Origin of the sequence: Nocardia sp. NPDC050630, assembly GCF_044457245.1 — a bacterium.
GTDB lineage: Bacteria > Actinomycetota > Actinomycetes > Mycobacteriales > Mycobacteriaceae > Nocardia.
In genome coordinates, this window is record NZ_JBITGN010000001.1 from 703,541 (window position 1) to 728,738 (window position 25,198).

22 protein-coding genes and 1 pseudogene are annotated in these 25,198 nt (G+C 66.4%); 16 read left to right on the plus strand and 7 right to left on the minus strand.

What is annotated here, in order from left to right; genetic code table 11:
- Positions 1 to 256: 256 nt before the first annotated feature.
- Both aspS and ACIBG0_RS03140 read left to right on the plus strand, forming a co-directional pair.
- The gene (aspS, locus tag ACIBG0_RS03135; RefSeq protein WP_397028705.1) at positions 257 to 2,059 is read left to right on the plus strand and encodes an aspartate--tRNA ligase; all 1,803 of its coding nucleotides are present in this window, start codon (positions 257 to 259) and stop codon (positions 2,057 to 2,059) included.
- Between the two features lie 65 nt (positions 2,060 to 2,124).
- Positions 2,125 to 3,093, plus strand: a complete 969-nt coding sequence (locus ACIBG0_RS03140; protein ID WP_397028706.1) for a DUF389 domain-containing protein — start codon at positions 2,125 to 2,127, stop codon at positions 3,091 to 3,093.
- A 66-nt stretch (positions 3,094 to 3,159) separates the two neighbouring features.
- Here ACIBG0_RS03140 and ACIBG0_RS03145 read toward each other — a convergent pair whose 3' ends face one another.
- The gene (locus ACIBG0_RS03145; RefSeq protein ID WP_397028707.1) at positions 3,160 to 4,515 is read right to left on the minus strand and encodes a hypothetical protein; all 1,356 of its coding nucleotides are present in this window, start codon (positions 4,513 to 4,515) and stop codon (positions 3,160 to 3,162) included.
- 193 nt (positions 4,516 to 4,708) lie between these two features.
- Between ACIBG0_RS03145 and ACIBG0_RS03150 the strand changes: the two genes are divergently transcribed.
- Positions 4,709 to 5,878: a phosphotransferase family protein gene (locus ACIBG0_RS03150; RefSeq protein ID WP_397028708.1), complete on the plus strand. Its 1,170-nt coding sequence runs from the start codon at positions 4,709 to 4,711 to the stop codon at positions 5,876 to 5,878.
- A gap of 19 nt (positions 5,879 to 5,897) precedes the next feature.
- Here ACIBG0_RS03150 and ACIBG0_RS03155 read toward each other — a convergent pair whose 3' ends face one another.
- Together ACIBG0_RS03155 and ACIBG0_RS03160 are read right to left on the minus strand one after the other, a co-directional pair.
- Complete coding sequence (locus tag ACIBG0_RS03155; RefSeq protein WP_397028710.1) at positions 5,898 to 7,154, minus strand: RNA polymerase sigma factor; 1,257 nt, start codon at positions 7,152 to 7,154, stop codon at positions 5,898 to 5,900.
- A gap of 4 nt (positions 7,155 to 7,158) precedes the next feature.
- Positions 7,159 to 7,506, minus strand: coding sequence for a YciI family protein (locus tag ACIBG0_RS03160; protein ID WP_397028712.1), 348 nt, complete (start codon positions 7,504 to 7,506; stop codon positions 7,159 to 7,161).
- A gap of 311 nt (positions 7,507 to 7,817) precedes the next feature.
- Between ACIBG0_RS03160 and ACIBG0_RS03165 the strand changes: the two genes are divergently transcribed.
- The 6 genes from ACIBG0_RS03165 (at position 7,818) to ACIBG0_RS03190 (ending at position 15,372) form a co-directional block, all read left to right on the plus strand.
- Complete coding sequence (locus ACIBG0_RS03165) at positions 7,818 to 9,164, plus strand: replication-associated recombination protein A (RefSeq protein ID WP_397030172.1); 1,347 nt, start codon at positions 7,818 to 7,820, stop codon at positions 9,162 to 9,164.
- Between the two features lie 91 nt (positions 9,165 to 9,255).
- Complete coding sequence (alaS, locus tag ACIBG0_RS03170) at positions 9,256 to 11,922, plus strand: alanine--tRNA ligase (protein WP_397028713.1); 2,667 nt, start codon at positions 9,256 to 9,258, stop codon at positions 11,920 to 11,922.
- Positions 11,922 to 12,455: a Holliday junction resolvase RuvX gene (ruvX, locus tag ACIBG0_RS03175; protein WP_397028715.1), complete on the plus strand. Its 534-nt coding sequence runs from the start codon at positions 11,922 to 11,924 to the stop codon at positions 12,453 to 12,455. Before alaS ends, ruvX begins: the two co-directional genes overlap by 1 nt.
- The gene (gene mltG, locus ACIBG0_RS03180; RefSeq protein ID WP_397028717.1) at positions 12,452 to 14,026 is read left to right on the plus strand and encodes an endolytic transglycosylase MltG; all 1,575 of its coding nucleotides are present in this window, start codon (positions 12,452 to 12,454) and stop codon (positions 14,024 to 14,026) included. The genes ruvX and mltG overlap by 4 nt, the downstream gene beginning before the upstream one ends.
- A 4-nt stretch (positions 14,027 to 14,030) precedes the next feature.
- The gene (locus ACIBG0_RS03185; protein ID WP_397028719.1) at positions 14,031 to 14,843 is read left to right on the plus strand and encodes a shikimate dehydrogenase; all 813 of its coding nucleotides are present in this window, start codon (positions 14,031 to 14,033) and stop codon (positions 14,841 to 14,843) included.
- Positions 14,844 to 14,889: 46 nt separating this feature from the next.
- Complete coding sequence (locus tag ACIBG0_RS03190; RefSeq protein ID WP_397028721.1) at positions 14,890 to 15,372, plus strand: B-4DMT family transporter; 483 nt, start codon at positions 14,890 to 14,892, stop codon at positions 15,370 to 15,372.
- 243 nt (positions 15,373 to 15,615) lie between these two features.
- Here the strand turns inward: ACIBG0_RS03190 and aroB are convergent, their stop codons facing one another.
- From aroB to ACIBG0_RS03210, 4 genes and pseudogenes are all read right to left on the minus strand, one after another.
- Entirely contained in the window at positions 15,616 to 16,791 is a 1,176-nt protein-coding gene (gene aroB, locus ACIBG0_RS03195; protein WP_397028723.1) for a 3-dehydroquinate synthase, read from the minus strand.
- A 412-nt stretch (positions 16,792 to 17,203) separates the two neighbouring features.
- Positions 17,204 to 17,722: pseudogene (locus ACIBG0_RS03200) on the minus strand (shikimate kinase); the annotation flags it as partial.
- Positions 17,719 to 18,912: a chorismate synthase gene (gene aroC / locus ACIBG0_RS03205; RefSeq protein ID WP_397030174.1), complete on the minus strand. Its 1,194-nt coding sequence runs from the start codon at positions 18,910 to 18,912 to the stop codon at positions 17,719 to 17,721. The pseudogene ACIBG0_RS03200 and the gene aroC, both read right to left, overlap by 4 nt.
- Before the next feature lie 70 nt (positions 18,913 to 18,982).
- Complete coding sequence (locus ACIBG0_RS03210) at positions 18,983 to 19,450, minus strand: prepilin peptidase (RefSeq protein ID WP_397028725.1); 468 nt, start codon at positions 19,448 to 19,450, stop codon at positions 18,983 to 18,985.
- Between the two features lie 154 nt (positions 19,451 to 19,604).
- Here ACIBG0_RS03210 and ACIBG0_RS03215 point away from each other — a divergent pair, with 154 nt between their 5' ends.
- The 7 genes from ACIBG0_RS03215 to ACIBG0_RS03245 all read left to right on the plus strand — a co-directional run bounded on the left by ACIBG0_RS03215 (position 19,605) and on the right by ACIBG0_RS03245 (position 25,197).
- Entirely contained in the window at positions 19,605 to 20,732 is a 1,128-nt protein-coding gene (locus ACIBG0_RS03215) for a M24 family metallopeptidase (protein ID WP_397028727.1), read from the plus strand.
- A gap of 47 nt (positions 20,733 to 20,779) precedes the next feature.
- Entirely contained in the window at positions 20,780 to 21,343 is a 564-nt protein-coding gene (efp, locus tag ACIBG0_RS03220) for an elongation factor P (RefSeq protein WP_062993495.1), read from the plus strand.
- Positions 21,344 to 21,452: 109 nt separating this feature from the next.
- Entirely contained in the window at positions 21,453 to 21,962 is a 510-nt protein-coding gene (nusB, locus tag ACIBG0_RS03225; protein WP_397028729.1) for a transcription antitermination factor NusB, read from the plus strand.
- A complete protein-coding gene (locus ACIBG0_RS03230) occupies positions 21,959 to 22,225 on the plus strand; it encodes a YciI family protein (RefSeq protein WP_397028731.1) in 267 nt (88 codons plus the stop codon). The genes nusB and ACIBG0_RS03230 overlap by 4 nt, the downstream gene beginning before the upstream one ends.
- 438 nt (positions 22,226 to 22,663) lie before the next feature.
- On the plus strand, positions 22,664 to 23,560 hold the full coding sequence (locus ACIBG0_RS03235; RefSeq protein WP_397028732.1) for a hypothetical protein: 897 nt from the start codon (positions 22,664 to 22,666) through the stop codon (positions 23,558 to 23,560).
- On the plus strand, positions 23,561 to 24,289 hold the full coding sequence (locus ACIBG0_RS03240; RefSeq protein WP_397028733.1) for a hypothetical protein: 729 nt from the start codon (positions 23,561 to 23,563) through the stop codon (positions 24,287 to 24,289).
- Positions 24,271 to 25,197: an inositol monophosphatase family protein gene (locus ACIBG0_RS03245; RefSeq protein ID WP_397028735.1), complete on the plus strand. Its 927-nt coding sequence runs from the start codon at positions 24,271 to 24,273 to the stop codon at positions 25,195 to 25,197. The genes ACIBG0_RS03240 and ACIBG0_RS03245 overlap by 19 nt, the downstream gene beginning before the upstream one ends.
- Position 25,198: the final 1 nt, after the last annotated feature.

Below are 25,198 nucleotides of genomic sequence, written 5' to 3' on the forward strand. Positions count from 1 at the left end.
GGCCGAGACTCGCGCCTACGGCGCTGCGGCCACTCGGATGCGAGACGGGCCGCGAACGGCGCTCGTAAGACTCGCATCCTGGTGGGACGTGTGCGGTATTGCCCGGTTTCGGCCCAAATCTGCGGACCGACGACCTGATGTCTACAGCTTCGCATGCGGCGCGGTGATATCGGTTTCCTCTCGGGATATGTGTCTCACTACGATGGCAAGCGCACCGGATCGCCCTGCCGGTGTCACATCCGTCGAAAGGAATCCCGTGCTGCGCACCCACTTGGCTGGTTCGCTGCGAAGCGAGCACGCCGGTCAGACCGTCACCCTCACCGGCTGGGTGGCCCGGCGTCGTGACCACGGTGGCGTGATCTTCATCGATCTGCGCGATGCCTCGGGTGTGGCGCAGGCGGTGTTCCGCGAGGGTGAGCCCGCTGCTCAGGCGCACAAGTTGCGTGCCGAATTCTGCGTACAGGTGACCGGTGTGGTCGAGCAGCGGCCCGACGGCAACGAGAACCCGGAGCTGCCGACCGGTTCCATCGAGGTCAACGTCACCGAACTCGAGGTGCTCAACGAGAGTGCGCCGCTGCCGTTCCAACTCGACGAGCAGCCCGGTGACGAGGCTCGCCTCAAGTACCGCTACCTCGACCTGCGCCGCGAGGCGCCGGGTAAGGCCATCCGGCTGCGTTCGAAGGTCAACGCGGCCGCCCGCGCGGTGCTGGCACGGCATGAATTCGTCGAAGTCGAAACCCCGACGATGACCCGGTCCACGCCCGAGGGCGCCCGCGACTTCCTGGTTCCCGCGCGCCTGCAGCCGGGCAACTTCTATGCGCTGCCGCAGAGCCCGCAGCTGTTCAAGCAGCTGCTGATGGTCGCCGGTATAGAGCGGTACTACCAGATCGCGCGCTGCTACCGCGACGAGGACTTCCGCGCCGACCGCCAGCCCGAATTCACCCAGCTCGACCTCGAGATGAGCTTCGTGCGCCAAGAGGACGTGATCCTGGTCGCCGAGGAGATCCTGGAGTCGCTGTGGAAGCTGGTCGGCCATGAGATCCCGTTCCCGATTCCGCATATGACCTACGCGGAGGCGATGCGCCGCTTCGGTAGCGATAAGCCGGACCTGCGCTTCGGCGTCGAGATCACCGAATGCACCGAATATTTCAAGGAGACTCCGTTCCGGGTTTTCCAGGCGGAGTATGTGGGCGCGGTCGTGATGCCGGGAGGCGCGAGTCAGCCGCGGCGTCAGCTCGACGCGTGGCAGGAATGGGCCAAGCAGCGCGGCGCCAAGGGGCTGGCGTATGTGCTGGTACAGGAGGATGGCACGCTCGGCGGTCCGGTCGCCAAGAATCTCAGCGAATCCGAGCGAGAGGGTCTGGCAAAGCATGTCGGCGCGGTGCCGGGTGACTGCGTGTTCTTCGCTGCCGGTCCGGCCAAGGCGCAGCGTGCGCTGCTCGGTGCGGCGCGCGGGGAGATCGCGCGCAAATGCGGTCTGATCGATGAGAACGCGTGGGCGTTCGTGTGGATCGTGGATGCGCCGATGTTCGAACCCGCCGCCGAGGCGACCGCGAGTGGTGATGTGGCACTTGGTCATTCGGCATGGACCGCGGTGCACCACGCGTTCACCTCGCCCAAGCCGGAGTCGCTGGAGACCTTCGATACCGACCCGGGATCTGCGCTGGCCTACGCCTACGACATCGTCTGCAACGGCAACGAGATCGGCGGCGGCAGTATCCGTATCCACCGCCGCGATGTGCAGGAACGGGTGTTCAATGTGATGGGCATTGGGCACGACGAGGCGCAGGAGAAGTTCGGCTTCCTGCTCGACGCGTTCTCCTACGGCGCCCCGCCGCATGGCGGCATCGCCTTCGGTTGGGATCGGATCACCGCGCTGCTGGCCGGAGTGGATTCGATCCGTGAGGTCATCGCCTTCCCGAAGACCGGTGGCGGGGTGGATCCGCTGACCGATGCGCCCGCGCCGATCACGGCGCAGCAGCGCAAGGAAGCGGGCTTGGACTTCAAGCCGGAGAAGAAGAAGGACGAGGGCGGCGAGGCGGTTCGCGCTTCGGAATAGCGCGGGCTGCCGCTGGAACGGTACTTTCTGGTCAGTTTCATCGATACTGACCACAAGGGGTTCCAGTGCTGCACTTGCGCATGATCAGCCCGCCCGAACTCACCGACAAGGCGATGGCGGTGCTGAGTGCCGATCGGGGCGTCACCCATGTGACGCTGGCGCGGGGTGTCGCCGTCGAACCCGTCGGTGATCTGATCCAGGCCGATGTCGCGCGTGAGGCCGCCAACGATGTGCTCGCCGATCTGACCACGCTCGGGATCAAGCACACCGGTGGCATCACACTCGTCCCCGTCGAGACCGTGATCTCCGATGCGGGCGAGCGGGCGATCGAGGAGGCGCCCGGTGATCCGACCGATGCGGTGGTGTGGGAGGAACTGCTCGCGCAGACTCATGAGGAGTCCGCGCTCACCCTGAGTTTCGTCGCGTTCCTCACCATCGCCTGCCTGCTCGCGGCGGTCGGTGTGGCTACCGACTCGCCGGTGACGATTGTCGGCGCGATGGTGGTCGGGCCGGAATTCGGGCCGCTGGCAGCCTTTTCGGTGGGGCTGTGGCGGCGCGATTTCCGGCTCGCCCGCAAGTCGGCGGTCGCGCTGCTGGTGGCGTTTCCAGTGGCGATGGTCATCACGCTGTTGGCGACCTTGCTGTGGGAGCAGTTCGGCTGGATCACCTTGACCGGTGTGGACGCCATCAAGAATGTCGACTTCATCTATGAGGTGGGGCCGTTTTCACTGGTGGTGGCACTGCTGGCGGGCGCGGCGGGCATGTTGGCGCTGGTAACCGCGAAATCGGCGGCGCTGGTCGGGGTGTTCATCTCGGTGACGACCGTGCCCGCGGCGGGATTCGCGGTGATCGCTGCGACGCTGGGGGAGTGGCATATCGCGTTCATGTCAGCAGGGCAGCTCGCGGTGAACTTGGCGGGCATCGTCACGGCTGGGGTGCTCGTGCTGGCGCTGCGCCCGCGCGCGGGTAGCGAGGGCGGTCCGATCGCACGGTTCAAGCAGTGGTGGTGGCTGCGGACTCTGCCCGCTAAGTGACGACCAATTCTATTGCGTGGCCGGGCTTCCGCAGCGCTGGGGCAGATGCGCCCAGCGCATCGAATGCTAGGTCACGGACACGGTGCCGCCGGTAAGTGCCCGGTAGGCGTAGGTCACCGCGATCGTGCACACCGGCCCGGCGAAGAGAAGTCCGATGCCGCACAGCAAAGTCGCGACAATGACGATGACCAACACCGCGATGGCAAGCAGCAGCACCTGCCCGATATTGGCGATGACCAGCGTCGCGCTGGACTTGATCGCGTCGAATGGACCTTGCTCCTGATCGACGACGAAGTGCAGCGAGAACATGCACAGCAATCCCGCGATCAGACCGGGTACGAAGCATAGCGCCGCGCCGATCCAGGTGAGCACGAAGGCGAGCAGGGCTGTCAAGAGGACATTTCCCGCATTCACGAAATGGAAGTAGGACGCGAAAGTCGGTTTGTTGCCGTCGGTTTCATACAGCGCGCCGCGGATCATGGCGGCCTGCAGCAGCCAGATCGCGGCCATCACCGCGAGGAAGATCAGCAACAGACTGAACAGCGAATTCGGTTGCACGACCTGGACGATGAGCACGAAGGCGAGATAGATGATCACGCCGACCGCGGTAATGGCCAGCCAGGGGCCGAAATTCGCGCGGAACTTCTCCCAGCCGTAGCTCAGGGCATTACCGACGTCGAGGGTGATCGGTGTGCCGGGGGCGGACTGATAGCCGTAGGTCGGTGTGCCGGTCTCGGAGCCAGGGGGCATAGCGCCGGGAGGAGGCATCGTGCCGGGCGGCGGCATGGTGCCGGGTTGTGGTGCGCCGGGTGGCATGGCGCCTGGGGGCATGGTGCTGGGCGGCGTGGTGCTGGGTTGTGGTGCGCCGGGTGGCATCGCGCCTGGGGGCATGGTGCTGGGCGGCGTGGTGCTGGGTTGTGGTGCGCCGGGTGGCATCGCACCCGGCGGTACGGCACCAGGCGGCGTCGTGTGGGGCTTCGCCAGGCCGGGGGCTGCCGCGCCAACCGATCCGACACCGGGTTGCATCGCGCCCGGCGGGGCCGCGCCTGCAGGTGTTGTGGCAGCTCCGGACGGCATCGCACCAGGCGGCACAGGTGCCGGATGTGGCCTGCCGGGACCGGTTCCTGGTGGACCGTCGCTCGGCTGTACCGGTTGTCCCGGCGCGCCGACCGCGGGTGGCGGCTCGAGCGGTTCACTGCCGTACTGTGCCGCTCCGGGACCCTCGAACTGTGGGTAGCCAGCGGGCCCGGCCATCTCGTGCCTGCTGTGTCCGGTGCTTGCTTGCGTCGGTTCCGCGTCGGTACTTTCGTGCTGACCCGGATGCGCGGCGAACTGTTCGCCTCTCGCCTCGTCGGGCGCGCCGCCGCTCGGTTCGGGCGAGCCAGTTGGTTCGTTCGGCTTGGGCGACGGTGAGTCGGACATTGTCTGCAGACCTTTCGACGCAACTGGTTTGCGGTGTGGCGCACAGCAGTTGACGATGAGAAAACCGGACAGCCGCAATGGTGTCAAGCAAGCAGCGCCCGTTCCGCAACCTTGACGCAGACACGCCGAACGACGCGGAAAGGTTGTGTAACCGCTCGCTAGAAGTGACCCGGTGCGAGTAGCTTGATTAGCGATGACCGCACTATTGGCCGAACGCGCCGCCGAAGTCGTGTCCGCAGCACAGCAGTTGCTCACAAAGCGAATGGGTGCTCCGGTAAAGCTGAGCGATCCGATGGAACTCAGCGGTAGTGGTAGGACGACGGTCCTACGCGTGCGTGTTTCAGAGAACGCCTACTCCCTGCCCCGGACGCTCATCATCAAGCAGGTTCGCGGGTCCGCGGCGGACCGCACAACGGGTGGTCTAGCGCCCGGCGTCGCCAGCATCGACTCCGCATTCCTACGCGAGGCCGTGTCGTATCAATTCACCACCGCGCTGAGCCGCGATCAGCGGCCCGGCGCGTATCTGATCGCGCACAGCCTCCCGGACCGGCTGCTCGTCCTGAGTGACCTCGGTGAGAATTCACGGATGACGCAGGTGCTGCAGGCGGGTGCGCAACCGGTGACGCGCAATGCGCTCATGGCCTTCGCACAGGCACTGGGTCGGATGCATGCGGCAACCGTCGGGCGTGAAGCGGATTTCGTCGCACTGCTGCGCCGGGTGGATGTAGTACACCGGGTCGACGGCATCGCGCAGCAGGCCGAGGCCGCCATCTCCGAGGTGCCCGGTATGCTGAAACGCGAGCTCGGCATCGAGGTGCCCGGCGAGATCGCCGAGCGGATCGTACGAGGCAATCGTCTTTTCTCCGCAGGTCGCTTCCGGGCATTCAGCCCCTCGGACCTGTGCCCCGATAATGTGATCCTCAACGAGGAAGGCGCGCGCTTCCTCGACTACGAATGGGGCGGCTACCGCGACGCCACCCTCGATATCGCCTACGCGCTGGTGTCCTTCCCCGGCTGCCTCTGCGACTTCGAACTGTCCCGCGATCGCGCCAAGCAAATGGTCGATGCGTGGCGCGCCCAGGTCGTCGGTGTCTGGCCCGCACTGGCCGACGATGCTGTGCTCGCCGAACGCATCCTGGAAGCCCGCCTCATCTGGGTGTGGCTCACCACCTACTGGTTCCTGCCCGCCGACCACACCCGCATCGCCGCCGCCCGTGAACACGGTCTGTCGGTTCCGCGCTCGGAAGCCCTCATCAACCGCTGGGCCGCTCTGGCCGAAGACGCGCGCTGCACCGGGGACGACGCGGTGGGTGATTTCGCCGAGGATGTGTCGGCGATGCTCGAAGAGCGCTGGTCGGAATAGGTCAGGAGACCTCGCGCTGCTACTCGGCGGTGAGCTCGGACAGGCGCGATTCGAGGTGGGCTCTTTCTATGGTGTTTTCGGTCAGGAGTAGTGCGGATTCGTAGGCTCGGGCTGCGTCGGTGATGCGGCCCAGCTGGGTCAGCAAGGCCGCGCGCGAGGCTTCGAGGTAGCCGTAGGTGGCGAGGGACGGTTCTGTGGCGAGGTCATCGAGCAGGTCGAGGGCTCGGGTCGGGTTGCCGGAAAGGCCAACTGCCACCGCATGATTGAGGCGCACCACCGGGGACGGCCAAATTCGCAATAGCAGTGCGTACAGACCGGTGATCTCACGCCAGTCGGTTTCCGTCCAGGACGGTGCCTCATCGTGCACGGCGGCGATGGCAGCCTGCAGCGTGTATCGATCCGTATGTGGCAGAGCGGTTTTCACCAACGCGATGCCCTCGGCGATGGCTGCGCGATCCCAGCGGGAGCGGTCTTGGTGTTCGAGGGTGCATAGTCGGCCTTCGGTATCCACGCGGGCCTCGCGTCGTGCGTCGGTGAGCAGGATCAGGGCCAGCAGGCCGGTGACGGCAGGGTCGTCCGGGACGAGTGCGTGCATCATCCGGGCAAGCTGGAGCGCGCGTTCGACCAGATCGGCACGCACCAGCGCGTCACCCGAGGGCGCGGTGTGACCGGTGGTGAACAGCAGATGGATGACCTCGCAGATGGCGTCGAGGCGGTCGGGGAGTTCGCGCACCGATGGCACGCGATACGGAATGCGCGCCACCGCGATCTTCTTCTTGGCGCGCGTGATTCGGGCCGCCATGGTCGATTCGCTGGTGAGGAAGGCGCGGGCGACCTCGGCGTTGGTGACACCGCAGACCAGTCGCAGGGTCAGTGCCACCTGGGCTTCACGGGCCAAAGCCGGATGGCAGCAGGTGCTGATCAGGCGCAACCGGTCGTCGGGGATAGCGGAGGCCGAATCCAGTTCCGCGAGCGCGAGGTCGGCGGTGTCCTCGGCCTGGTCGGTGACCAGCATGGGCAGTGTGCGCTGCAAGGTGGAGTCGCGGCGCAGCAGGTCGAGGCCGCGGCGGCGGGCGACGGTGGTCAGCCAGGCGCCGGGTTTCGTCGGAACGCCGTGCGCGGCCCATTCGGTGAGCGCACGCGCATAAGCGTCCTGGACGCATTCCTCGGCGAGGTCGAAGTCGCGGACCAGCCGCACCGTCGCGGCGAGCACGAAGGCCCATTCGCGACGGTGCGCCTGGTCGACTGCGGCGACCGCATCGGTGTCGATCGGCACAGGTCTAGTCGAAGGTCATGATCGGACGCACCTCGACACCGCCGAAGCGGGCGGGGACTTGCTTTGCCACTGCGATCGCGGCGTCCAGATCCGCGGCCTCGATCAGGTAGTAGCCGCCCAGGGCCTCCTTCGCCTCGGCAAACGGGGCGTCGGTCACGGTGAAATCGCCGTTGTCGTTCTGCCGGATGGAGGTGGCGGTGGCGGTCGGTTGCAGCGCGTTACCGCCTTGCACCGCGTCGCCCGCGATCTCCTGGAAGGTCACGTGCGCCTGGTAGGCCTCGCCCATAACCTGCTCCGATGCGCCTGCATACGCGCTTTCGTCCTCGTAAATCAGCACCAGGTACTGGCTCATGATCTCGCTCCTTCGGGTTCGGCCGGCCCGCCGATCGGGCCGTCGTATTCGTTCCGACGAGCGAGCTCGGCGGAAATCGACAACCTGTCGCGAGAAAAATTCTGCGCCTGGAATCGCGTGGAGTCTCGCGAGTCGCGCCGATGCGGGCCGGAGCAGCACACCATCATGGTCGTAATGGCTCGGTGGTCGCCGGTTCCAGCCGCGGGAACACCAGCGGCGCGCTCATCACCGAATTGCCGACGAGCGTGCACCGCACAGGCAAATCGGCACGCGCGCCGGAGCTGTCGGTCCCCCTCGGTAACGTGCTCGGTGTGAGCGAAGGCTTATTCGACGTGCCCGGCGACGAGGTGCCGACCGGACACTCCATCGACAGTGTGGTGCGCCGCGATGCCGGTGCGCCGCTGGCGGTGCGGATGCGCCCCGCGACATTGGACGAGGTGGTCGGTCAACAGCATCTGCTCGGGCCCGGCTCACCGCTGCGGCGGTTGATCGAGGGTTCGGGCGCGGCGTCGGTGCTGCTGTATGGACCACCGGGAACCGGTAAGACGACGCTGGCTTCGCTGATTTCGCAGGCCACCGGTCGTCGATTCGAGGCGCTGTCGGCCTTGTCGGCCGGTGTGAAGGAGGTGCGCGCGGTCATCGATGTGGCCCGCCGTCGTCTCACCGCGGGCGAGCAGACCGTGCTGTTCATCGATGAGGTGCATCGCTTCTCCAAGACGCAGCAGGACGCATTGCTGGCAGCGGTGGAGAACCGAATCGTGCTGCTGGTCGGCGCGACGACCGAGAATCCGTCGTTCTCGGTGGTCTCGCCGCTGCTGTCGCGTTCGCTGGTGCTGCAATTGCAGTCGCTCACCGCGGCCGATATTCGGCTGGTGCTCGACCGCGCCCTCGCGGACCCGCGCGGTTACGACGGGGCGTACACGGTGACCGAGGCAGCACTCGAGCACATCGTGCGGATCGCGGGTGGTGACGCGCGGCGGGCGCTCACCGCACTGGAGGCATCGGCGGAATCCTCGTTGGACGGTACCGTCGATGTGGATCTGGTCGAGGCCAGCGTGGACAAGGCCGCCGTCCGCTACGACCGTGCCGGTGACCAGCACTACGACGTGGTGAGTGCCTTCATCAAATCCATCCGGGGCTCGGATGTCGATGCGGCACTGCACTACCTGGCCCGCATGCTCAGCGCGGGCGAGGACCCCCGCTTCATCGCCCGCCGCCTGGTGATTTCGGCGAGCGAGGACATCGGCATGGCCGATCCGATGGCGCTGCAGACCGCGGTCGCGGCCGCGCATGTCGTGCAACTCATCGGCATGCCCGAAGCTCAACTCACCCTGACTCACGCGACAATCCACTTGGCCACGGCCCCCAAATCCGGTGCGGTACCCGCCGCGCTCGGCGCTGCCCTGGCCGATATTTCGGCAGGCAAGGCGGGCGCGGTCCCAGCACATCTGCGCGACGGCCACTATGCGGGAGCCGCTGCCCTCGGCAACGCCCAAGGCTACAAATACCCGCACGACGATCCGGATGGCGTATTGGCCCAACAGTATCCGCCCGACGAAATCGTCGGCCGTGACTACTACACCCCCACCGATCACGGCGTTGAACGCGATATCCAACGCCGTGTCGAGAAGCTGCGCAGAATCGTCCGCGGACGATGAACTCGCAGACCGGGTCCAGCTCGGCGCCGGCGGATGCAGACCACCCGGGCGCTGAAAAAGGGGATGCGGGACACCGGTAGGCTGGATATCTGTGCAGACCCACGAGATCCGACGGCGATTCCTGGACCATTTTGTCCGTGCCGGACACACCGAGGTGCCCAGTGCCTCGTTGATCCTGGCCGACCCGACCCTGTTGTTCGTCAACGCGGGCATGGTTCAGTTCAAGCCGTATTTCTTGGGCCAGGAGGCGCCGCCGTTCCCGCGCGCGACCAGTGTGCAGAAATGCGTCCGCACCGGCGATATCGAAGAGGTCGGCGTCACCACCCGGCACAACACTTTCTTCCAGATGGCGGGCAACTTCTCCTTTGGCGACTACTTCAAGGAGGGCGCCATCACCCTGGCTTGGGAGTTGATCACCAAGTCGCAGGAGGACGGCGGCTACGGTTTCGATCCCGAGCGGATCTGGGTGACGGCCTACGAATCCGATCCGGAGGCCGCCGAGATCTGGCACCGAGTCGCGGGGATCCCGAAGGAGCGGATCCAGTTCCGCGACGGTAAGGACAACTACTGGGATATGGGCGTGCCCGGTCCGGGCGGCCCGTGTTCGGAGATCTACTACGACCGCGGTCCCGAATATGGCAAGGACGGCGGCCCGGTCGCCGACGAGGACCGCTACCTGGAGATCTGGAATCTGGTCTTCATGCAGGACATCCGCGGTGAGCAGAGTCCCAAGCTCGGCTACCCGCCCGTCGGGTCGCTACCGAAGAAGAATATCGATACCGGTATGGGCGTCGAGCGCATCGCGCTGCTGCTGCAGGGCGTCGACAACGTGTACGAGACCGACCTGCTGCGCCCGATCATCGATAAGGCCGAGGAGTTGACCGGCCGGTCCTACGGTGTCGAACACGAGGACGACCGGCGCTTCCGCGTCATCGCCGACCATGCCCGCACCTCGGCCATGCTGATCGCCGATGGCGTCAATCCGGGCAACGAGGGCCGAGGCTACGTGCTGCGTCGCCTGCTGCGCCGGATCGTGCGCTCGGCCCGGCTGCTCGGTGCGGACAAGCCGGTGATCGGCGAATTCATGACCGTCGTCAGCGAGCTGATGTCGCCGTCGTATCCGGAGCTGGCCACCGACTTCGCGCGGATCGAGAATGTCGCGGTGGGCGAGGAGACGGCGTTCCTCAAGACCCTGAACACCGGCTCGCGGCTGTTCGCCGACGCCGTGGACGAGGTTGCGGCCAAGGGTGGCAAGACGATTCCGGGTTCGGACGCCTTCAAACTGCACGACACCTACGGCTTCCCGATCGAGCTGACCCTGGAGATGGCGGCCGAGGCCGGACTGTCGGTCGACGAGGAGGGCTTCCGCTCGCTCATGGCCGAGCAGCGCAAGATGGCCAAGGAGGATGCCCAGGCGCGCAAGCACGGACATGCCGACCTGTCCATCTACAAGGAGCTGGTCGACCGCGGCGCAACGGAGTTCACCGGTTTCGACGAGCTGACCTCCGAGGCGCACGTCCTCGCGCTGATCGCCGACGGCGTGCGGGTGCCGACCGCCACCATTGGCCAGGACGTCGAGGTCATTCTGGACCGGAGCCCGCTGTACGCGGAGTCCGGTGGTCAGATCGCCGATCGCGGCACCATTACGGCGCAGGGCCTCAAGCTGCGAGTCAACGATGTGCAGAAGATCGCCAAGAAGCTGTGGGTGCACAAGGCCACGGTCGAACAGGGCCAGATCACCGAGGGCGATGTCGTACTCGCCCAGGCCGATCCGGCCTGGCGCCAGGGCGCAACACAGGGCCACTCCGGCACGCATATGGTGCATGCCGCGCTGCGGCAGGTACTCGGCCCGAACGCCGTGCAGGCCGGTTCGCTGAACAAGCCCGGTTATCTGCGCTTCGACTTCAACTGGCAGGGTCAGCTCTCCGAACAGCAGAAGGCCGATATCGAGACGGTCTCCAATGACGCGGTCGGCGCGGATTTCCCGGTGAACACCTTCGTCACCGATCTGCCCAAGGCCAAGCAGATGGGCGCGCTCGCGCTGTTCGGTGAGAACTACGGCGACCAGGTGCGCGTGGTGGAGATCGGCGGACCGTTCTCGATGGAGCTGTGCGGTGGTACGCACGTACAGCATTCCTCGCAGATCGGCCCGATTACCGTGCTCGGCGAATCGGCGATCGGTTCCGGCAAGCGACGCGTTGAGGCCTTCGTCGGCCTGGACTCCTATAAGTATCTGGCGAAGGAGCGTGCGCTGCTGGCCGTTGTCGCGTCCTCGCTGAAGGTGCCTTCGGAGGAGGTGCCCGCCCGCGTCGAACAGCTCGTGGAGCGGCTGAAGGTGGCCGAGAAGGAGCTCGAGCGCACCAAGATCGCCGCTGTGCTCGCTTCGGCGGCGAAGTTCGTCGAGGAGGCCGAGCGGATCGGCAGCGTGCTGCTGGTGGCGGCCGCCGCGCCCCTCGGCGTGACCGCCGGTGACCTGCGCACCCTCGCCACCGATATCCGTGGCCGGTTCGGCACCGAACCGGCGGTCGTGGTGCTGCTCGGCAATGCCGATGGCAAGGTGCCCTTCGTCGTGACGGTTAATAAAAGCGCGCAGGATCTCGGCTTCAAGGCCGGAGATCTGGTCGCCAGCTTCGGCCCGAGCATTTCCGGTCGCGGTGGCGGCAAGCCGGAGATGGCGCAGGGCGCGGGTTCGGACCCCTCTGGCATCGAAGTCGGTCTGGCCTCGGTCCGTGCTCGGGTGGCCGAACTGGCCGGGTGATGGGCGACTCGGCGAGTCATCGTCCCTCGCCTGACACCGATCCCGGCCGCGGCAGGCGGATCGGCATCGATGTCGGCAGTGTCCGAATCGGGGTCGCATCCAGCGATCCCGACGGCATGCTCGCCACGCCCGTGGAAACGGTGGCGCGCGCGAAGTCGAATAAGCGCGCGCCCGGACCGGCAAGCGATATTTCCAGAATTGCCGAAATTGTGCGGGAATACGAGGCTGTCGAGGTCATTGTCGGTCTGCCACGGACATTACGCGGGGAAAAGGGGATCGCTGCCGATGCGGCTATGGCATTCGCGGAGCGTTTGCGCGCAGTCATAGCACCCGTGCCTATCCGACTTTCCGACGAACGTTTGACTACGGTGTCAGCTGCACGTGCATTGCGAGACAGTGGAGTTCGCGCGCGTGGCCAGCGGCAGGTGATCGATCAGGCGGCCGCCGTAGCGATCCTGCAGGGATGGTTGGACGAACGGAGTGCGGTGTTGAAGTCGGCCGAAGCGGCGTCTGAGTCCGGAGACGGTGCATGACGGATCGATGGGCGCGAGCCGAGGAACGTTTCCGTCAGCGCGAGGCTGAACGGCGTTACCGGCGAAACGACCAGGCATGGGAGGACTACGACGACGACACCACAGTCATTCCGCGCTACACCGACGAAGATTACGACGAGGAACTCGCGGCCGAGCGTTCGCGGCGCGCGGCCGCGCAGCGGGCCGAGCGTACGGAACCGCGGCGCGGGCGTCCGCAGCGTGGCGAGAGTGCGCTGCCGCGGCGGTCGCGCGGTGACGGGGTGGGCGGTGGCCGCTCCGGTGCCGCGTCTGCGCGGTCCGGTCGCGGCAGGTCCGAGCGCGGCGGTAGTCGGAGCGAGGAGCATGCGGAGTCCCGCTCGGAGCGTTCGCGCAGTGCGCCCTCGCGGGGCCGCCGGTCGCGAGCGGCTTCCCGCAAGGCCGCCGAGCGGAAGAAGCGTCGCCGGAATCTGTGGTTGATGGGTGCGCTGTTCGTGGTGCTGTTCGCCGGTGCCGCGGTATTCGCGGGATTGAAAGTGGTCAAGATGTTCGGCGCGCCCGAGGATTTCTCGGGTCCGGTCGGACCGCTGGTGGTGGTGCAGGTGCATCCGGGCGACACCTCGAACCAGATCGCGGAGGAGATGCAGAAGAAGGGCGTCGTCGCGAGCAGCGAGGCCTTCTTCCAAGCGGCCGTGCGCAATTCGAATATGAATTCGGTGCAGCCCGGGTACTACGCGATCCCGAGCCACAGCCCATCCACCCAGGCGGTGACGGTACTGCTCGGCAAGAGTTCGCGGGTCGGCAATCTGGTCGTCTCCGAGGGACGGCAGCTGCACGACCAGCAGGATGTGAATACCGGCTCGCGCAAGGATGGAATCTACCGCAAGATCGCCGATGCCAGCTGTGTCGGCACCGGTACGAATCAGAAGTGCATCACCTATGACCAGCTCGATGCCGCCGGTGCGGGCGCGGATCTGACCGCCCTTGGCGTGCCGAGCTGGGCCGAGCAGCGGGTGCGCGACGTGCCGGACCGCAGTAGGCAACTCGAGGGCCTGATCGCGGCCGGCACCTGGGATTTCGATCCGAGCGGTACCCCGGAGCAGATCCTGAAGCAGCTGGTGAGTGCGAGTTCGCGCAGCTACGAGTCGACCGGCCTGCTGCAATCTGGCGCCGAAACCAAGCTGAATCCGTACCAGACCCTGATCGCCGCCTCGCTGGTGGAACGCGAAGCGCTGCCGCAGGATATGGGCAAAGTGGCGCGGGTGATCGTGAACCGGCTCGCGGCCAACCAGCCCCTGCAGTTCGACTCCACGGTGAACTACGCGCTGGACCGCACCGAGGTCGCGACCACCGACACCGACCGTGCCAAGCGCACGCCGTGGAACACCTACGCCATGCCCGGACTGCCCGCGACGCCGATCTCCGCGCCGTCGTTGAATGCGATGCGCGCGGTGGAAAATCCGGAGCCGGGGACATGGTTGTACTTCGTGACCGTCGACAAACAGGGGACCACCTTGTTCACCGAGAGCTACAGCGAACATCTGCGCAATATCGAAAAGGCCAGGCAGAGCGGAATTCTCGACAGTGGGCGGTGAGGCGATGCCGACAACGCGCAAGGCGGCCGTGCTGGGTAAGCCGATCGCGCATTCGCGGTCGCCGCAGCTACATCTGGCGGCCTACCGTGCCCTCGGCCTCGACTGGACCTATGAGCGGATCGAATGTTCGGCCGAGCAGTTGCCCGATCTGGTCGATGGGCTCGGCTCGGAGTGGATCGGGCTTTCGGTGACGATGCCGGGTAAAGAAGCCGCCCTCGCATATGCGAGCGAACGCACGGAGCGGGCGGTGCTGGTGGGCTCGGCGAACACCTTGGTTCGGACCGGTTCGCAGGGTTGGCGTGCCGACTGCACCGACGTCGACGGGGTACTCGGCGCATTGCGCGGTGCCGGTGTCGGCGAATTGACCGAGGCCGTCGTGCTCGGTGCGGGCGGGACCGCGCGTCCGGCGCTGCTCGCGTTGTCCGAACTCGGGGCGAAAACGGTGACCGTTGTCGCCCGCGATGCCGAAAGGGCGCGCAACGCGGTGGATCTCGCGGAGCGGCTCGGTATGACCACCGCCGTGATCGGCTTCGACAAAGACGCGTTGCGCGGGGCGTGCGCGGATGCCAGTGCCGTGGTGAGCACGATCCCGGCAGAGGCGGCCGCGGTCGTCGCCGAGGCAGTGGCGGCGGCCCCAGTGGTGCTCGACGCCATCTATGATCCATGGCCGACGCCACTGGCCGTTGCGGTCGTGCGGGCCGAGCACACGGTGGTCGGCGGGCTGGAGATGCTGCTGAATCAGGCCTATGGGCAGGTCGAACAGTTCACCGGCCGCCCGGCTCCGCACGCGGAAATGGCCGCGGCGATAAATCTGTAACCGGTTCTCATTTGGATCCGGCCGACTCGAGGCTATGGTGTTGACCATGAATGGTTGGGTGTTTCGGGCCATCGGGCTCGGTGCGCTGGTCGTTTTCCTGCGTGCCGCGCTGGGATTCGCGATGGTGTACTGGCCGACCCAGGGCAGTTGGATGCGACCGCTGTGCCTGGTGGTGCTGCTCGTCGCGGTCGTGTTCTGGGGTGTGCTCGATGGCCGCCGAGACCGTGAGGTCCATCCGGATCCGGAGCACGGCTCCGACCTGACCATCCTGTGGCTCGAGGCCGCGGTCGCCGCGGGTCTGGGCAGCGGCGTGGTCTCGTGGCTGCTGGACTGGCTGCCCCGATTCGATCTCGGCGATAACGGTCTGCTCTTCGAACTGACCGCGGGGGCGTCCTTCATCGTTCTGCTGGTCTTCATCCCGGGTCTTATCGGCATCGGCATCGGCCGCATCATTGCCGACCGCCAGATCAACAAGTCCGCTGATCGGCCTACACCCCAGGCACCGGGCGCCGCCGCGACTCCCGCGTAGCCGCTCACGTATTCGACTGGAGGCGACTCTGATCGGCCGATACGGCCGGAGGGTCGCCTTCGTTTTCCAGCTGGGCCGCCAAACTGTTCGCGTCCAGGGTACGGGCGGGTTCGGTGGGTCTGTTCACCGTGGACATGGTCGACGAGGACGGTTGCGGAGTCCGCCCATGCAGCCCGTGGGGCGATGTCGACATCGTGACGAAGCGGCGCAGCCGACTCGGATGCGCCGCTTCAATGTGCGTGTCTACAGCAGGATCGCGCCGCCGCTGGCGCTGTCCTCCCGCGCGATGGCCGAATAGGCCGCGGCCAGCAGGGTGGGGTCCGGACCTTCGAGGCGGCCGGGTTTGGCGAGGCCGTCCAGGACAACGAACCGCAGCACGCCGGAGCGGGTCTTCTTATCGGTCTGCATGGCGTCGAGGAGTTGTGGGAGGGCGTCGGCGTCGTAGCTGGTCGGCAGGCCGACGCTGGCCAGAACGCTGCGGTGCCGGTCGGCGGTGGCATCGTCGAGGCGTCCGGCGAGGCGCCCGAGTTCGGCGGCGAAGACCAGACCGACCGAGACGGCCGCACCATGCCGCCAGCGGTAGCGCTCGCGGCGCTCGATGGCGTGGCCGAGGGTATGGCCGTAGTTGAGGATTTCGCGCAGGCTGGCTTCCTTGAGATCGGCGGCGACGACATCGGCCTTCACCTGGATGGCGCGGCGGATCAGTTCGGGCAGCACATCGCCGGTCGGGTCGAGTGCGGCCTCCGGATCGCGCTCCACCAGGTCCAGGATCACCGGGTCGGCGATGAAACCAGCCTTGATGATTTCGGCCATACCCGCGACGATCTCATTGCGCGGCACCGTTTCCAGGGTCGCCAGATCCACCAGCACCGCGGCCGGTTCGTGGAAGCTGCCGACGAGATTCTTGCCCGCCTCGGTATTGATACCGGTCTTACCGCCGACGGCCGCGTCGACCATGGCCAGCAGCGTGGTCGGCACATGCACGATATGCACCCCGCGCATCCAGGTGGCGGCGACGAATCCGGCCAGATCGGTGGCCGCCCCGCCGCCGAGGGATACCACGACGTCGTTGCGGGTCAGGCCGATGCGGCCGAGCACCTCCCAGCAGAAGCCGGCCACGGCCAGATCCTTACCCGCCTCGGCATCCGGGATTTCGACGCGGTGCGCGTCGACACCCTTGTCGGCCAAGGCCTTGCGCACCACCTCTGCGGTTTCGGCGAGGGGCGGCTGATGGAAGATCGCGACGGTGCGTACGCCGGTGGTCGCGCCGACGACCGACTCGACGAGCTCACCGAGCAGGCCGCGGCCGATGATCACCGGATATGGATCGGCGGTGCGGACCTCGATGCGACTCGGCTCGGTCGGGCTTGTCGGCTGCTGCTGAGCTGGGCTGATAGCTCGCTCGCTTCGCTCACTCACGTGTACTCGGCTCCGATTCTGTGCGTGCTGTTTGTTTGAGCGCTCGCGCGCGGGCGCGGCGGGCCCGGGTGCGGCGGGACCGGCTTCCAGGTGTTGGCGGGTCACCGGATCCTTCGGAACCGGCACGGCCATTGGCGATTTTGCCGGTTGGCTTCGGGCGCTCGACTGTGGCGGTATCGGTCGTGATTCGGTTGCTCGCGGTGATCTTGCCCGTGGGCTTGATCCGCTCGGACGCCGCGGATTCTGCGCCATCCGCCTGTGCGGCGGCGGCCCGACGACGGGCAGCCGCCCGGGCCCTGGCAGCGCGCCGAGCACGAGATCTATTGCTGCCCTGTGGTTTCGGCGCTACGGCAGCCGCCGGGGTTCCGCTCGAATCGGGCTCCGAGTCTTGCGGCAGCACCGATTCCATGCCCAACTTCACCATGATCATCCGCACCACCCGGCCCGGACTGCGGCCGTCTGTGCGCACCCGCACCGTGGCGACCTCTCGGTACAGCGGCCTGCGCTTGCGCATCAGTTCCCGATATTTCGCACCCGGATCCGCACCGTTGAGCAGTGGCCGCTGGGTACTCGCGCCGGTACGCCGAAGTCCTTCGGCCACACTGATTTCCAGATACACCACAGTGCGATTGCGCAGCAGCGCCCTGGTGTCTTTGGACAGTACAGCCCCACCACCGAGTGAGACCACACCACGTTCGGCGTGGATCGCCCGGCGCACCACCTGCTCCTCGATCCGGCGGAATTCCGGTTCGCCATCCTCGGCGAAGATCTCTGGGATGGTGCGTCCGGTCTCGCGTTCGATTCCAGCATCGGTGTCGTAGAGCTCGACACCGAGTTCCCTGGCGAGCTTGCGGCCGATCGTCGACTTCCCCGCCCCCGGCGGTCCGACCAGCACCACGCGCGGTGCGCGCGGATCGGACTGCACGATCATTGCCGCACGTGTGGTCGGGTGCCGACGCGCTTGACGTAGCTGGTGATGTTGTCAACGGTCTCGACCAGCGAATCCCCGCCGAACTTCTCCAGCGCGGCCTGCGCGACCACCAGTGCGACCATGGTCTCGGCGACCACACCCGCGGCGGGCACGGCACAGACGTCCGAGCGCTGGTGGATGGCGACTGCCTCCTCGCCGGTGGTCATATCGACCGTGGCCAGCGCGCGCGGCACAGTCGAGATCGGCTTCATCGCGGCGCGCACGCGCAGCGGCTCGCCGTTGGTCATACCGCCCTCGAGGCCACCGGCGCGGTTGGTCGAGCGCAGCACGCCGTCCGGTCCCGGCTTCATCTCGTCATGGGCCTGGCTGCCGCGGCGGCGCGCGGTTTCGAAACCATCGCCGACCTCGACGCCCTTGATCGCCTGAATCCCCATGAGCGCGCCCGCGAGTCGCGAGTCCAGCCGATCCGCGCCGCTGATGAACGAACCCAATCCGACCGGTAGTCCGTCCACGACCACCTCGACCACACCGCCCAGGGTGTCGCCGTCCTTCTTCGCGGCCTCGATCTCGGCGATCATCGCGGCCTCGGCGTCCTTGTCGAACGCACGTACCGGACTCTCATCGATCGCGGCCAGGTCGGCGGCGGTCGGCACGATACCGGTGGTGTTGGCGGCGGTACCGATCGAGACGACGTGCGAGATGACCTCGACCCCGAAGGCCTGGCGCAGGAAGTTCCTGGCGACCGTGCCCGCCGCCACCCGCGCGGCGGTCTCGCGGGCGCTGGCCCGCTCCAATACATTGCGGGCGTCGTCGAAGTTGTACTTGAGCATGCCCGAGTAGTCGGCATGGCCGGGCCGCGGCCGGGTCAGTGGTGCATTGCGGGCCAGATCGGCGAGTTCGTCCTCGTCCACTGGATCCGCGGACATGACCGTCGTCCACTTGGGCCACTCGGAGTTCGCGATCTCGATGGCCACCGGACCACCCATGGTGCGCCCGTGCCGCACCCCGCCGATGACGGTGACCTTATCGGCCTCGAACTTCATCCGGGCGCCGCGCCCGTACCCGAGCCGGCGGCGCGCCAACTGAGCGGAGATCTCGTCGGATGTCACCTCGACACCGGCCACCATCCCTTCGAGGATGGTGACAAGAGCGGGACCATGGGATTCTCCGGCAGTTATCCAGCGCAACACGCTGTCCATCTTCCCATGTCGGCGCGGGTGCTCCGGCACGCGGCCCGCCGTGATCACCGGCACGGTGGCGCTACGGCATCGGCTGGCCATGTGCCGCCGCCAGGCTCAGCGCCGTCGCAAGGCACATGGCTGGCCCATGGGGTAACGCAGGTGGTCCGGCCCGATCAGCACCGGATCGAATCCGCCAGTGAGCCAATACGGCGAGCCCGAATGCCGCGGTCAGAATCGGTGCGACGAGCGCCGCCCGCACCCACACCTGCGCGCCGCCGAGTGCGGCGACCGCGCCGAGCCCGACGGCCAGTTTCACATCACCGGCCCCCAGTGTGGCCGGTGCGATCAAGTGCACCAATAAATATGGCATCGTCAATAGGACCGAGCCGACCACCGCGGCGGTGAATTGCGTTGTGAACAGCGCGTATCCGAAAATGATCACTGCGCCGGAGGCGGTGAGCGCATTGGGTAGTCGACGCTGTCGGATATCGAAGACGGTGAGCACTGAGCACCAAGTCGCCAGCAGGGCAAAAGCGATGGGGGACATGGCTTTCAGCCTCGTCCGCCCCGATCGTGGAAGCAGCCCCCGATTCCGAATTGGGGATAACCGATCGATATGTGAACATCGATCGCCTCGCTCGAATACCGCTAGACCGGTGTTTTATGCGGGATCTACGGTGTGTCGGCGGTAGTTTTGAGACATGTCTGCTGATCACGTGGGCCCTGGGCCCGACTACGCTGCGCGCCGTAGCGCACTGCGCAGTCTGCTGGTGGAGAACGAGGTCGACGCGCTGTTGGTCACCGATCTGGTGAACATCAGGTACCTGACCGGCTTCACCGGGTCCAATGCCGCACTACTGGTGACCTCCTGGGATATCCGTAATTCCGAAGAGCGCACCGTGATCGGCACCGACGGGCGCTATCTGAGCCAGGTCGTCGAGCAGGTGCCCGACCTGCGCGCCGAAATCGCGAGAGCCACCGCCCGACGAATCGTGGAACTCGCGGGAGAGTGGCAGCTCGGCCGAGTCGGTTACGAGAGCCATATCGTCACCGTCGACCAGCATCGCGGATTCATCGAGCAGAAGACCGGTCTGGAATTCGTCGCCACTCCCGGGCTGGTCGAACAGTTGCGGATGGTCAAGGACGATTACGAGATCGAACAGTTGCGTGCCGCCTGCGCCGCGGGTGATGCCGGGCTGGCGACCCTGATGGAACGCGGCGGCCTGCGCCCCGGCCGTACTGAACGTCAGGTCGCCAGGGATCTGGAGTGGGCGATGTTCGAACACGGCGCCGATGCGGTCGCCTTCGAGACCATCGTGGCTACCGGTGCGAACTCCGCCATCCCGCATCACCGGCCCACCGGGGCGGTCCTTGCCACGGGTGATTTCGTCAAGATCGACTTCGGTGCCGTGGTCGGCGGCTACCACTCCGATATGACCCGCACCTTCGTACTCGGCACCGCATCCGACTGGCACCGGGAGGTGTACGCGCTGGTCGAGGCGGCGCAGCGGGCCGGGCGCGAGGCATTGAAGCCCGGTGCGCCGGTCACCGATGTGGATGCGGCGGCGCGTGCGGTGATCGAGGAGGCCGGACACGGGAAGTTATTCGTGCACGGTCTCGGACACGGTGTCGGCTTGCAAATCCACGAAGCGCCGGGAATCGCCAAAACCGGAACCGGTACACTTCTGTCTGGCGTGGCGGTGACCGTCGAACCAGGTGTGTATTTCCCCGGCCGCGGCGGCGTCCGGATCGAGGACACGCTCGTGGTGCGCGAGGGGGGCCCGGATCTGCTCACCAACACCAGCAAAGAGCTGACCGTTGTCGAATGACGCCGGTCACCGAGACCGCATATCCAGAACTAGGAGATCCGAGAACAGTGGCGGACACCAGCGACTTCAAGAACGGCCTCGTGCTGAAGATCGACGGTCAGCTCCAGCAGATCGTCGAATTCCAGCACGTCAAGCCGGGTAAGGGCCCCGCCTTCGTGCGGACCAAGCTGAAGAACGTGCTGTCCGGCAAGGTCGTCGACAAGACCTTCAACGCGGGCGTCAAGGTGGAAACGGCCACCGTCGACCGTCGCGATATGACCTACCTGTACCACGACGGCTCGGATTACGTCTTCATGGACGGCGAGACCTTCGACCAGATCTCCATCTCCGAGGACACCATCGGACCGGGCGCGCGGTTCCTGCTGGAGAACATGGTCGTGCAGGTCGCAACGCACGAGGGCGCGCCGCTCTACGTCGAACTGCCGGTCACGGTCGAGCTCGAGGTGCAGCACACCGATATCGGTCTGCAGGGCGACCGCTCCACCGGCGGCACCAAGCCAGCCACCCTGGAGACCGGCGCCGAGGTACAGGTCCCGCTGTTCATCAACACCGGTGACAAGCTGCGCATCGATTCGCGCGATGGCAGCTACCTCGGCCGCGTGAACGCCTGATCGCCGGTCCTTCGCGGCAGTAGCGACGGGCCCGGAGGAGGCAGCGGAGCGTGACACCCAGGGGCCCGCTGCTACCGCCATCAAACAAGTGACAGGGATAATGACTGCTGTGGCGGAACAGCCCGTAGACAAGAAGTCCACGTTCAAGAAGCTCGGCGCGCGCCACAAGGCCCGCCGCCGGGCGGTCGATCTGCTCTTCGAGGCCGAGGCCCGCGATGTGGACGCGGCCGACCTGCTCAGCGAGCGGGCCGAGCTGGCCACCCAGGATCAGGCGGTAGCCCCGCTGCATGCCTACACCCACACCCTGGTCGAGGGCGTCGCCGATGATCTGGATCGGGTGGACGGCACCATCGAGTCCTACCTCAAGGACTGGGAGCTGTCCCGGCTGCCCGCGGTCGACCGGGCCATCCTGCGGATCGCGGTGTGGGAGTTGTTCCACGCCAACGATGTTCCGCCGGTCGTCGCGGTCGACGAGGCGGTGGAGTTGGCCAAGGAGCTGTCCACCGACGATTCGCCGGGATTCGTCAACGGTGTGCTCGGTCAGGTCGTGCTGGTCGCCCCGCAGGTGCGTGCGGCCGCCGCGGCGACCAGGGCACCGCGTCCGGAGTCGCAGGCGTGACCAACAAGTACCTGGTCATGGCGATGCGCAAGTCGTCGTTCGACCAGGCCGTGATCGAACCGCATAGGCAGTTCCTGAACGAGTTGCTCGAACGCGGGCAGTTGGTGGAGAGCGGTCGGTTCACCGACGGCACCGGCGGTGCGTACGTGATCCATGCCGAGAGTCTCGAAGCCGCAAGGGAAATCGCGTTCACCGATCCGGTGCACACCACCGGTTCCTCGGAACTCACCGTGTACGAGTGGGAGATCGCGGTCTCCGCCTGATTGCCGTCGGCGCGGCCGCATGCCGCAATGGTCTGCGGCTGTTGATGTTTCAGACGACGTGCCGCGACCGATGCCATTGCCCCGAGCTCCCGCTGGTGGGTGTACTGGCCCAGCGGGAGCCAACCCGCGAGCCGCCGATGCTGACCGGCTCGCGGAATCGGGTGCACCTGGCTCAGCGGTGTGCACCGACGGATGGTGTGCACCGCATTCGGTGAACCTGGGCACGGTCGATCCTGGTTCCTCAACCCCACTCGAGGTCAAGGTTTCGGTATGTGGTCTACGTCGCTCACGGCGAACACGATCTCCCCGTTGGTTCAGGCCTGTTCTACGCGCCGCCCGACTGGACGCCGTCACCGCCAGTGGGACTCGACGGTTCGCTCGCTGCGTCGACACAGGTGCACCTATCCTGGGTAGAAACCCTAGGGGAGGCCGAAACCTATGGCACGGGTGCTGATCTGGTTGCGCAACAATATCGACGGTCTCGTCGCGTTGGTGCTCGCGGTGATTTTCGGCGTGATATCGCTGATCGATATCGGCCTGTTCGATTCTGATCTGATCAACGCGGTCATTCTCCTGGTGCTCGGCCTGCTGGCCACCACGCTCCTGCGCGATCGGCACTTGTCGGCCAGGGCCATTCGCGATACGACCTCGGTGCAGTTGCTCTACGGTCCCGAGATCGGGCACGCGCATACGCTGGCCCGGCGCGGTACCGAACAGTGGCTCTTCAAGGGCGGCACCGGAACCTATCTGCGCGCGGTGACGCTGCGGGAGTGCGTGGAAAACGCGCGCCGCGAACAACGTCCGCTGCGCATCCAGGTGGAGGTGCTGGATCCGACCAATGAGCAGCTGTGCAAGACCTACGCGCAGTTCCGCTCCTCGCTGGTGCCCGAGGCCGACCGCACCGGCGAATTGTGGACCACCGAGCGGACCCGCAAGGAGTCCTTCGCGACGGTGCTCGCGGCGTGCTGGTACCGGCAGCGGTTCACCTTCTTGACCATCGATGTCGGACTCTCGACGGTGATGACGACCTTCCGCTGGGACCTCTCGTCCAGTTGCGTCATTGTCACGCAGGACAACCCGAATACTCCGGCCCTGATGTTCGAGCGGGACAAGCCCTACTACCGGGACTTCAACCGCGAACTCGTGGCCAGTTTCAAGCAGGCCAGACAGGTGCCGCTGAGCCGGAGCGAGGAACTCGCGCTCGCCGACGAGCCGTCGGTCGATCAGACTCGTGCGTTATTCGATCTGCTCGGTCTCGGGCTCCCGGCTTCCTATACCGATCGCGATGTCGCCGATATCGTGCGACGCGCACTGCAGCCGAGGAATCCGTACTGAATGAACGACTACGCGCGACTACGTACGCTGATCGCCTCCGATGCGGCGGGCCCCGCGGTGCGAGGCTGGGCGCGTGATTTCATGACCGCGGTGCTCGACGGTCGCGTCGAGGTCGGCGCGGTCCGGCATCCCTTGGGTTTCTTGTGTTTTCCCGCGTGGCGCGACGGCGGACTCGGCGTCTGCGTGCACGTCTGGACCGAAGGGCTGCGCTCGCATCCGACGACCTCGGCAATGCACGCGCACAGCTGGGATCTGCTCAGCGTCGTCTTGTACGGCGAGGTCGGCAACGAAATACTCGAAGTGGAGAGCTCTGCGGACCACGCGACCCATCGCATCTTCGAAATCCACAGTGGCGCCGACGGTGACGTGGTCCGCGCGACCGATCGTCTGGTCCGCTATCGCACCCGGTCCACTGAGCATTTCCGTGCGGGTGAGGTATACACCCTCCCACACGGGGTATTTCACCTCTCCGACGTGCGCGGCGAGGCGGCCACCGTGGTACTCGGCGAGGTTCGCCGCGGTCGAGCGGACCGATCTCTCGGCACCATCGCCACTGTCGACCACTGGGTGCACCGAACCGGTTGTACCCCGACCGAGATCCGGCGCGCCGCGCAAACGGTGCTGGACCAGCTGTACTTACCCACCCTGCCGGCTCCGCCGGCCGCCGTCTCCCAGCAGGAATCCACCCTGCCGGAACAACTGGAGGACCGATGCGAGCAGGTGACGTAGCGAACCTGGTGCTGCCACCGGACGGTCCGGCGCTGGCCGATCCGGATCCGATCAGCCCCTTCGACCGGCTGGACACCATCCTCATGACCGCCGCCGAGGTTGCCAGCGAGGCGGTGATCGAGGCGGGTGGGGCGATTCGAGAGGGTCTGGCCGGAGCACTCACGGTCCGCACCAAGGACGCCAGCGGTGATCTGGTCACCGATCTGGACCTGCGCGCGGAACATATCATCGTCGGCCATATCCGCCGGGCCTTCCCGCACCATCGCATCCTCGCCGAGGAATCCGGGCTGCACGGAGCCGACGATTCTTGGTGCTGGGTCGTCGACCCGCTGGACGGCACCAATAACGTCGCCATCGGACTGCCGGTCTGCACGATCGGTATCGCGCTGTGCCATAACGGAGTTCCGGTATTGGGCATCGTCCACGAACCATTGGCCGAGCGCACCTGGTCCGCCGTGCGCGGATCCGGCGCGACCGGTCCGGACGGCCCCCTGTGGCGACCTCGGCACCGTCCCTCCGAATCCGCCCCGACCCTCGCCTGGCTGCAGGGCTATCCGGTGGCCCGCACCGATACGACGGCCCGCGCGCTGCGCCTGGCCCTGGAATCCGGCTCCCGTCGCCTGATCCAATTGTGGTCTCCGCTGCTGTGCTGGGTCATGTTGAGCCGCGGCGATATCGATGGATTCGTCGGTTACCGAGCGGGTTTGGTCGATCTGCCCGCAGGCATCCTGCTGGCCCGCGAATCCGGTATCCACATCACCGATTTCGACGGAGCACCGCTCAACGACCATCTCGAACTTCCCGGCGGCGAAGTGGACTTCATTGCCGCCAGCGCCGAGATGCTGCCGGAGCTGGCATTGCTGGTGAAGGCCGCTGCCGAGGTGAGCGTGACGGGGCTGCCGGGCTGAG